Annotated in this window: 6 protein-coding genes; 1 reads left to right on the plus strand and 5 read right to left on the minus strand. The window is 63.1% G+C overall.

Annotated elements, in window-relative coordinates; all coding sequences use genetic code 11:
- Positions 1-16 precede the first annotated feature (16 nt).
- From fusA to rpsL, 3 genes are read right to left on the minus strand one after another with little or no spacing between them, the layout of a single operon-like run.
- Positions 17-2,089, minus strand: a complete 2,073-nt coding sequence (gene fusA / locus XI03_RS29955; RefSeq protein ID WP_038950207.1) for an elongation factor G — start codon at positions 2,087-2,089, stop codon at positions 17-19.
- A gap of 30 nt (positions 2,090-2,119) precedes the next feature.
- The gene (gene rpsG, locus XI03_RS29960) at positions 2,120-2,590 is read right to left on the minus strand and encodes a 30S ribosomal protein S7 (RefSeq protein ID WP_018322260.1); all 471 of its coding nucleotides are present in this window, start codon (positions 2,588-2,590) and stop codon (positions 2,120-2,122) included.
- Positions 2,591-2,605: 15 nt separating this feature from the next.
- On the minus strand, positions 2,606-2,977 hold the full coding sequence (gene rpsL, locus XI03_RS29965) for a 30S ribosomal protein S12 (RefSeq protein ID WP_007603006.1): 372 nt from the start codon (positions 2,975-2,977) through the stop codon (positions 2,606-2,608).
- A gap of 688 nt (positions 2,978-3,665) precedes the next feature.
- On the opposite strand from rpsL, the gene XI03_RS29970 reads away from it, so the two are divergent.
- The gene (locus XI03_RS29970) at positions 3,666-4,910 is read left to right on the plus strand and encodes an FAD-dependent oxidoreductase (RefSeq protein ID WP_271594134.1); all 1,245 of its coding nucleotides are present in this window, start codon (positions 3,666-3,668) and stop codon (positions 4,908-4,910) included.
- Here the strand turns inward: XI03_RS29970 and XI03_RS29975 are convergent.
- Positions 4,832-6,859, minus strand: a complete 2,028-nt coding sequence (locus XI03_RS29975; protein ID WP_095426225.1) for an ABC transporter ATP-binding protein — start codon at positions 6,857-6,859, stop codon at positions 4,832-4,834. The genes XI03_RS29970 and XI03_RS29975 overlap by 79 nt on opposite strands.
- A 134-nt stretch (positions 6,860-6,993) precedes the next feature.
- Complete coding sequence (locus tag XI03_RS29980; protein WP_092260223.1) at positions 6,994-9,054, minus strand: FAD-dependent oxidoreductase; 2,061 nt, start codon at positions 9,052-9,054, stop codon at positions 6,994-6,996.
- Positions 9,055-9,148 lie beyond the last annotated feature (94 nt).

Below are 9,148 nucleotides of genomic sequence, written 5' to 3' on the forward strand. Positions count from 1 at the left end.
TCGTGACCGACGACAATCAGGCAAACTTCTTCTGGACTTCTGCCGACACGTTGGCCGGCGCTTCTGCGTAGTGGTCGAACTGCATGGTGAAGGTTGCGCGCCCCTGGCTCATCGAGCGCAGGTTATTCACGTAACCGAACATGTTCATGAGCGGCACCATCGCATTGATGACGTTGGCGTTGCCGCGCATGTCCTGACCCTGGATCTGACCGCGCCGCGAATTCAGGTCGCCGATGACCGAGCCGGTGTAGTCTTCCGGGGTCACCACTTCGACCTTCATGATCGGCTCGAGCAGGACGGACTTGCCCTTCTGCAAGGCTTCGCGGAATGCCGCGCGCGATGCGATTTCGAAGGCGAGCGCCGACGAGTCGACGTCGTGATACTTGCCGTCGACGAGCTGAACCTTGACGTCGACCACGGGGAAGCCTGCGACGACACCAGAGCTCATCACGCTGTTGAGGCCCTTTTCAACGCCGGGGATGTATTCCTTCGGAACCGCACCACCGACGATCTTGGATTCGAACTCGTAGCCCTTGCCGGGCTCGTTCGGCTCGACCACGATCGACACTTCCGCGAACTGACCGGTACCGCCGGTCTGCTTCTTGTGAGTGTACTTGACCTCGGCCTTCTTGGTGACGCGCTCACGGAACGCAACCTGGGGCGCGCCGATGTTGGCGTCGACCTTGTAGGTGCGGCGGAGAATGTCGACCTTGATGTCGAGGTGGAGTTCGCCCATGCCCTTGAGAATGGTCTGGCCGGACTCCTGGTCGGTCGACACGCGGAAGGACGGATCCTCAGCAGCGAGCTTGGCCAGAGCCACGCCCAGCTTTTCCTGGTCGGCCTTGGACTTCGGCTCGATCGCGATCTCGATGACCGGCTCGGGGAATTCCATCTTCTCGAGGATCACCTGCTTGTCGGGATCGCACAGCGTGTCACCGGTGCGCGCTTCCTTCAGGCCGGCCAGTGCGACGATGTCGCCGGCATAGGCTTCCTTGATGTCTTCGCGATTGTTCGCATGCATCAAGAGCATGCGCCCGATGCGCTCCTTCTTCTCACGGGTCGAGTTCACGACGCCGGTGCCGCTCTGCAGAACGCCGGAGTAGATGCGGCAGAAGGTGATGGTGCCGACGAACGGGTCGTCCATGATCTTGAACGCGAGCAGCGCGAGCGGCTCCTTGTCGTCCGCCTTGCGCACGACTTCGTTGCCGCGATCGTCGGTGCCCTTGATCGCGGGCACGTCGATCGGCGACGGCAGATAGTCGACGACGGCGTCGAGCAGCGGCTGAACGCCCTTGTTCTTGAAGGCCGAGCCGCACAGCACGGGATAGAACGCGCCGGTCAGGACCGCCTTGCGGATCAGCCGCTTCAGCGTCTCTTCGTCCGGCTCCTTGCCGTCGAGATAGGCGGCCATGGCGTCGTCGTCGAGCTCGACGGCGGCTTCCACCATCTTCTCGCGGTATTCCTTGGCCTGCTCGACCAGATCTTCCGGGATGTCGACATAGTCGAACTTCGCGCCGAGCGATTCATCGTTCCAGATGATGCCCTGCATCTTCACGAGGTCGACGAGACCCTTGAAGTTGTTCTCGGCGCCGATCGGAAGCTGGATCGCGATCGGCTTGGCGCCGAGGCGGTCGACGATGTCGGCCAGGCACTTGAAGAAGTCGGCGCCGGTCTTGTCCATCTTGTTGGCGAAGACGATGCGCGGAACCTTGTACTTGTCGCCCTGGCGCCAGACGGTCTCGGTCTGGGGCTCGACGCCCTGGTTCGAGTCGAGCACGCAGACGGCGCCGTCGAGCACGCGCAGCGAACGCTCGACTTCGATGGTGAAGTCGACGTGGCCGGGGGTGTCGATGATGTTCAGGCGCTTGCCGGCCCAGAACGCAGTGGTCGCAGCCGAGGTGATCGTGATGCCACGCTCCTGCTCCTGCTCCATCCAGTCCATCGTCGCGGCACCTTCGTGCACTTCGCCGATCTTGTGGCTCTTGCCGGTGTAATAGAGGATGCGCTCGGTGGTCGTCGTCTTACCGGCATCGATATGCGCCATGATACCGAAGTTGCGGTAATTCTCTATGGCATGAACGCGGGGCATAGGGTGTTCCTTAGATTCCGTGTGTCGCCGTTACCAGCGATAGTGCGAGAAGGCGCGATTGGCTTCCGCCATCCGGTGCACGTCTTCACGCTTCTTGACGGCATTCCCGCGGTTGTTCGACGCGTCCAGGAGCTCGGCCGAGAGCCGCTCGGTCATGGTCTTCTCGTTGCGATCACGCGCAGCGGAAATCAGCCAGCGGATACCCAGCGCCTGACGGCGGGTCGAACGAACTTCGACCGGAACTTGGTAGGTCGCGCCGCCGACGCGGCGGGAGCGCACTTCGATCGTCGGCATGACGTTCTCGAGTGCCTGCTCGAACACGCCGAGCGGGTTCTGCTTGGTCTTGGTTTCGATGATACCGAACGCACCGTAGACGATGCCTTCGGCGACCGACTTCTTGCCGGCGTACATCACCGAGTTCATGAACTTCGTGACGATGATGTTCCCGAACTTCGGATCGGGAAGGACTTCGCGCTTTTCCGCTGAGTGGCGACGAGACATGGAGCTGGTTCCCGCTTACTTCGGACGCTTCGCGCCGTACTTCGAACGACGCTGCTTACGGTTCTTGACGCCCTGGGTATCCAGAACGCCGCGGAGGATGTGGTAGCGCACGCCGGGCAAGTCCTTGACGCGACCGCCGCGGATCATGACCACCGAGTGCTCCTGGAGGTTATGGCCTTCACCGGGGATGTAGCCGATCACCTCGAAGCCGTTGGTCAGGCGCACCTTGGCGACCTTACGAAGCGCCGAGTTCGGCTTCTTCGGGGTCGTGGTGTAGACGCGGGTGCAAACACCACGCTTCTGCGGCGACTGCTGCAGCGCCGGCACCTTCTTGCGCGACTTCTGCACTTCACGCGGTTGAGCGATCAGCTGGTTGATCGTCGGCATCCTGGCCTTACCCTTTGTTCTGTCGCAGACCCTTTTCGGATCCGCTGTCTTGCCGCAGCCCGTCGCCGGGACTGCAAATTCTTTCGAGCTACCCGCCCGACGAGGTCGCCTTCCGCGGAACAATCCGCACAAAGCGAAATCGCGCCAACCGCCCCATCAACGGGCGGAAAGCGCTTCGACGCCACAGAGGACCGCAGTATTGAGGCCGATCAGCATAAAGCCGCGGCCCGCGCACTGAGGTCATGCATCCGAATTCGATCTCAAGAGAATAAGCTCAAGAGAACTAGAATCGCACTGGCATTGCCTAGCTATGATCGACAGCGTTTGAGCGGCATTCGTCGAGGTTGGTGCCCGCCTTTTAGCGATCCCTGGTGGCTTTAGTCCTTGGGGATCTAACGGGTGGCCCGTTCCGACGCTGGCGATGCTCACCGCCTGTCGTTAAGTGAGGCGCTTTCTATGCGTGAGAATCGATCAAGTCAAGGCGAAACGACAGCCACGAACCGCTTCAGGAGCCTGTCAAAATCGCTGTTTGCCGCCCTCGCCGCACCACTCCGATATGGGAACGGACTCTCGGTTCCGCCAGCTTGAGAATTATTATACCCGGGCGAAAAGTACTTTTATGACCAGGGCTAAGGCTTTTTTTCCTGTTGATGCGTCAATCTGGGCCCTTCGGCAGGAAATGGGCGCCATGCGGTACACCGACATTGCCATTATCGGCGGCGGATTGGCGGGCTCGACCGCCGCCGCGATGCTCGGCCGGGCCGGAATTTCGACCGTCCTGATCGATCCGCATGAGAGCTATCCGGCGGACTTTCGCGTCGAGAAACTCAGTGGTCAGGAGCAGGTTGGGCGATTCCTGAAGACCGGAATCGCAGAATCAGTGCTGCGCCGCGCGACCTTTACCGGCGAGAACTGGATCGCCCGCTTCGGCCGCCTGCTCGACAAGGCACCGAGCCGGCAGTTCAACATCCTCTACGATTCCCTGGTCAACGCGGTCCGCGACGAAATCCCCGCTTCCGTCGAGCGCATCTGCGCCAAGGCCATCGCCGTCGAGACGAGCGAGGAGCGGCAGCGGGTCGTGCTCTCCAATGACGAGACGATCTCGGCCCGCCTGGTGGTGCTCGCCAATGGCCTGAATGTCGGCCTGCGCCACCAGCTCGGTATCACCCGAAAAGTCATCAGCGCCTGCCATTCGATCTCGATCGGGTTCGACATCGTCCCGGTCGGGCGCCCAGCATTCGCCTTCCCGGCTCTGACCTACTTCTCCGAACGTCCGAGCGACCGCATCCCGTACGTCACGCTGTTTCCGGTGGGCACGCGGATGCGCGCCAATCTGTTCGTCTATCGCGCCTGCGACGACCCCTGGCTGCGCGAGCTGCGCCGCGCCCCGACCGAGACGCTGGATGCGGCCCTGCCCCGGCTCGAGGCCGTCACCGGCCCGTTCGAGATCCCGGGCGAGATCAAGATCCGCCCGGTCGATCTCTACGTGAACGATTGCCGCGGCCAGCCCGGCCTCGTGCTGGTGGGCGATGCCTTCGCGACCTCCTGCCCGGTCGCCGGCACCGGCTGCGACAAGGTCTTCACCGACGTCGAGCGGCTCTGCAACGTCCACATCCCGGCCTGGCTCGCCTGCGACGGGATGAGTGCGGCCAAGATCGCTGCCTTCTACGCAGATCCGGTCAAGCGGGCCTGTGACGAATGGTCGGCGGCGAAGGCGTTCGACTTCCGCTCAGTCTCGATCGGTACGAGCCCCTACTGGACGGCGCAGCGCTGGGCCCGCTTCATCGCCTGGTCGGCTCAAGGCCTGCTGCGGCCGCTTGGAGGCGCCTTCGAGCTGGAGCCGAACTTGCTCGGTCATTCCTCCTCGTCGTCCTCGTCCTCGGCATCCTCGAGGTCGTCTTCGTCCTCATCGTCCCTGCCGTCGTCGGCGTGAGCCGCCGCGCCGTGCGGCTGGTGGATCTGGTCGTTCCACAGCTTGCGATAGGTCCCGTTCTTGGCGAGCAGCTGGGCATGCGAGCCGCGCTCGATCGCCCTGCCCCCTGAGATCACGATGATCTCGTCCATCTCCACCACCGAGGTCAGGCGGTGGGTCGACCAGATCATGGTGCGGCCCTTGGCGACCTTGAGCAGCGTGCGGTTGATCGCGGCTTCCGTGGTCTGATCCAGCGCCGAGGTGGCTTCGTCCAGCAGCAGCACCGAGGGGTTGCGGATGACCGCGCGCGCGATCGCGATGCGCTGGCGCTGACCGCCCGACAGGGTGTCGCCGCGCTCGCCGACCGGCGTGTCGTATCGCTGCGGCAGGCTCATGATATAGCGGTGGATCTCGGCCTTCTTGGCGGCCTCCTCCACCTCCTCGTCGGTCGCGCCCTCCTTGCCGAGCCGGATGTTCTCGCGGATCGACATGTTGAACAGCATGTTCTCCTGGAACACCACCGCCATGCTCCGGCGCAGCGAATCCAGCGTCACCTTGCGGACGTCCACGCCGTCGATGGTGACCCGCCCCTCGTCGGGCACGTAGAGCCGCAGGATCAAATTGAGCAACGTGCTCTTGCCGGAGCCGCTCGGGCCCACGATCGCGATGCGCTTGCCCGCGTTGAGCTTGAGACTGAGATTGTCCAGCACCGGGGTCTGACTGCCCTCGTACTGGAAGGTGACGTGATCGAACGTGATGTCGTTGGTGATGCGCGGCAAATCGGGCGCGCCGGGGCGGTCGGCAGCGCGGGTCGGCTCGTCCAGCAGCTCCTGCATGTGCCGGATCGCCGCCGCCGAGGAGATCGACACCGGGATGAAATGCATCACATGGGCGATGTTGTAGGAGACCTCCCAGAAGGCGCTCTCGAAGGTGACGAAGGTGCCGATGGTGATCTGGCCCTTGGTGGCAAGATAAGCGCCGATCGCGAGCACCACGAGGTGCAGCATCAGCACCGAGATGGTGACCGTCCGCTCCACCATGGTCGACAGGAACGCGGCTGAGGCGATCTTGTCGCGCGCCTCGTGGTTGCGGAAGGTGAAGAAGCCGAACATCTTGCGCTGCAGGCTGAACGCCTTGATCACGGCCTGCGCCGCCACGTTCTCCTGCACCATGCCGAGCAGCGCGCTCTCGTTGAGCTTCTGCTCGTAATTGGCCTGCACCGCCTTGGGCGTCAGGATCCGCGGGCCGATCAGTGTGATCGGGAACACGAGCAGCGCGACCGCCGCGAGCTGCCAGTTCAGGAACACCATCAGGATGATGCCGGCGATCAGCTCCAGAAACGGCAGCGCGGCACTGTTGGCAAACGTCTTGACCGAGCCTTCGAAGGCCGACAGGTCGACGGAGAAGCGCGACAGGATCTCACCGCGCTTGGTGCGGCCGAAATAGGCCGCCGGCAGGTCCTGAACGTGCTCGAACAGGCGCTTGCGGACGTCGGAGATGATGCAGGCGGCCAGCCGCGCGTCCCAGCGCTCGTACCAGACCGCGACGATCGAGGTGAAGATGCCGGCGACGGCGAGCACGCCGAGGATCTTGTACAGCGCCTGGAAGTCCTCCTCCCCGAGCGCGTCGTCGATCAGGAACTTGAGGCTGAGCGGCATGATGACGTTGAACAGCGTCTCGACGCAGACGCCAAACGCCACGAAGGACAGCATCCGCTTGTAGTTCGCCAGGAACGGCTTGACGAACCCGACGATGGTCGCGAGCGCGCCCGCGGCCTCGCGCGCGGTAAAGACGACGAGGTCCTCGTCCTCATCATCGTCGTCGAGCTCCAGCTCGTCATCCGCCTCGTCTTCGGCATCCTCGTCGTCTTCGAGGTCCGGCTTGGCAGTCGAGGCGAGCTTGTCGTCGAGCTCGGCCGCCTCTTCGGCGGCGAGCTTCTGTTTGTCGGGCGAGAAAGGCTTGGATGCCATGAAACCAACCGATGCTGACGGCCGGCATGACCGCAGAGAAAGCAGGACATAGCGGAAAGCCGCTATTGCACCGATTCTATGCGATCAGGATGAATTCGGCAAAACAATTGGCGAATTCGACACGCGCCCCGCGGCTAATCCTCATCCTCGTCCTCGACCTTGTCGAAGAAGGAATAGCGCAGGCTGTCGGCGTCGGCGTACCACTGCCCCGGCCCCTTGTTGGCGGCGAGCGTCGCCTCCCAGAGCGCATCGGTGCAATCCTTGCGGTGCATCGAGAGGTCGAAACCGTTGCCGAAGAACAGTTCGGACCATTCCCACCACGTGCCGAGTTTCTTGACCCCGCGCAGGAGGTCGTAGCGGTCGATCAGCGCGGGCGCCATGTCCGAGGTAATCGAGCCGAACACGAGGCCGGTCTTGACCACGCGGTTCAGTTCCTTGATTGCGCGGACCACCTGCTTCGGGGAAACGTGGCAAAGGCTGGTCTCGAACACGAAGTCGAACGCGCCGTCCTTGAACGGCATGTCGGTGATCGAGCCGAGCTTGTTGTACTTCTTCAGCGCCTTCGGCGTCCTGGCGTGGATGGCGCGGTTGCTCTCGATGCCGAAGGCATCGATGCCGCGCTCGCGCAGCGCGCCGACCAATTCGCCGCTGGCCGAGCCCGCGACGAGCAGCTTGGCACCCTTGGTCTTGCCCCAGACGATGCCGAGCAGCCGGGTGAGGTAATCGGGATCGGTGAAGTGGCGCCATGCCTCGTGATAGGGGCCGAGGCCGCGATAGTTCTCGAAATAGTCGCGATCGATCTTGTCGGAGAGCGGCTTGTCGTCCTGCGCGCGCTCGCGGCGCAGGCGCATCATCTCGGTCAGGATGATGTCGGTTGCCGCATCCGAGGAGTCGAGCAGGCCGTTCAGCGTCGAGTCGAACAGATAGTCGCCGACCACCACGATGCCGGGATGCTCCTTCGGCTCGGGCCGGTGATTGGTCATGACATCGCGCACCGGCAGGCCGCCCGGAATCGCGTTCACCGATGACAACCAGCGATGGATCTTGCCTTCCATGAAATGCAGGCGCGCATCGCCGAGCGAGGCCGGCAGCGATTTCAGCGCGGCATCGATCAGCTCCTGGTCGGACAGATTGGCGAAGGCCAGCGCGTCGGAGCCGGGAATCAGCCAGTTCAGCACGCCGTGCTTGCCGACGTCGTGGCGCGCACCCTCGTTGTAGACGCAGCAGCCGCCGAAGGCTTCCGACATGAACCAGGCGCCTGGAATCTTCTCGCCCCAGAACGGCGTGTCGAACAGGATCGAGACGCGCAAATAGTGCGCGGGACGGTCGAAGTAAGAAACGTGCTTGACCATCGACTTGCGGAGCTGTTCGCCTTCCCACCCCATGGTGGCGAGCCAGGAATGCGGCAGGCAGACCAGCACGAGATCGAAGTCGCGCGTCTCCGGTCCCTTGCCGTTCATCATCTTGAGCTGGTAGCGGCCGGTCGGCGCCTTGCCGACGGTTAGCACGCGGTGATTGAGCTGGATGTCGGCGTTGACCTCCGACTGCAGGCATTCGATCAACTGCTCGTTGCCGTTCTGGATGGAATAGAGGCCGATATAGCCGTCGACATCCATCAGATAGTTCTTGAGCGCGTTGAGGCCGTTGGTGTTGTGGCTCTCGGTGGCGATGTCGGAGCGTGCCATCACCTTGAAGAACCGCTTTGCGGTTTCGTCCTCGACCTCCTCGTCGAGCACCTGCTCGGCGGTCTTGTAGGCCCAGGGATTCTCATTGTCGTGCGCGCCGACGCCCTCGTAATATTCGATCGGTGACATCGCCTCAGCACAGCGCTTGCGGAACGCCTCGATCGCCGCGGCGGTCTTGGCACCATACTTGCGGCGCATGCCCGGCACGTCGTCGAGAAGCTCGCCGCCGAACTGCACCTGCTCGGCATCCATCGGAATCGTCTGCAGCCCGAAATGCTGGATCAGCTCGCGCAGCGGATCCGGCCCGGTCATCGAGTAGTCGTAGATCTCGGCAACGCCGGCCTCGTACATCGCGGGCGCGGAATCGAATTTGCGGGTGACGATCTTGCCGCCGAGCCGATCGGAGGCCTCGTAGATGGTGACGCGACAGAGGTCGCCGAGCTTGCGCTTCAGATACCAAGCGCTCATCAGCCCGCCGGGGCCGCCGCCTACGATTGCGAGATCAAGCATGTGAGTTCCGTGGTCTCCGGCCCGCCCCCTTCACGGGACCACCGGTCTAAACTCTCCTAGCAGAAGCGCTTTTGCGGCTGAAGGAAAGATGAAC

It is taken from the genome of Bradyrhizobium sp. CCBAU 65884, assembly GCF_028128835.1.
Classification (GTDB): Bacteria; Pseudomonadota; Alphaproteobacteria; order Rhizobiales; family Xanthobacteraceae; genus Bradyrhizobium; species Bradyrhizobium ottawaense.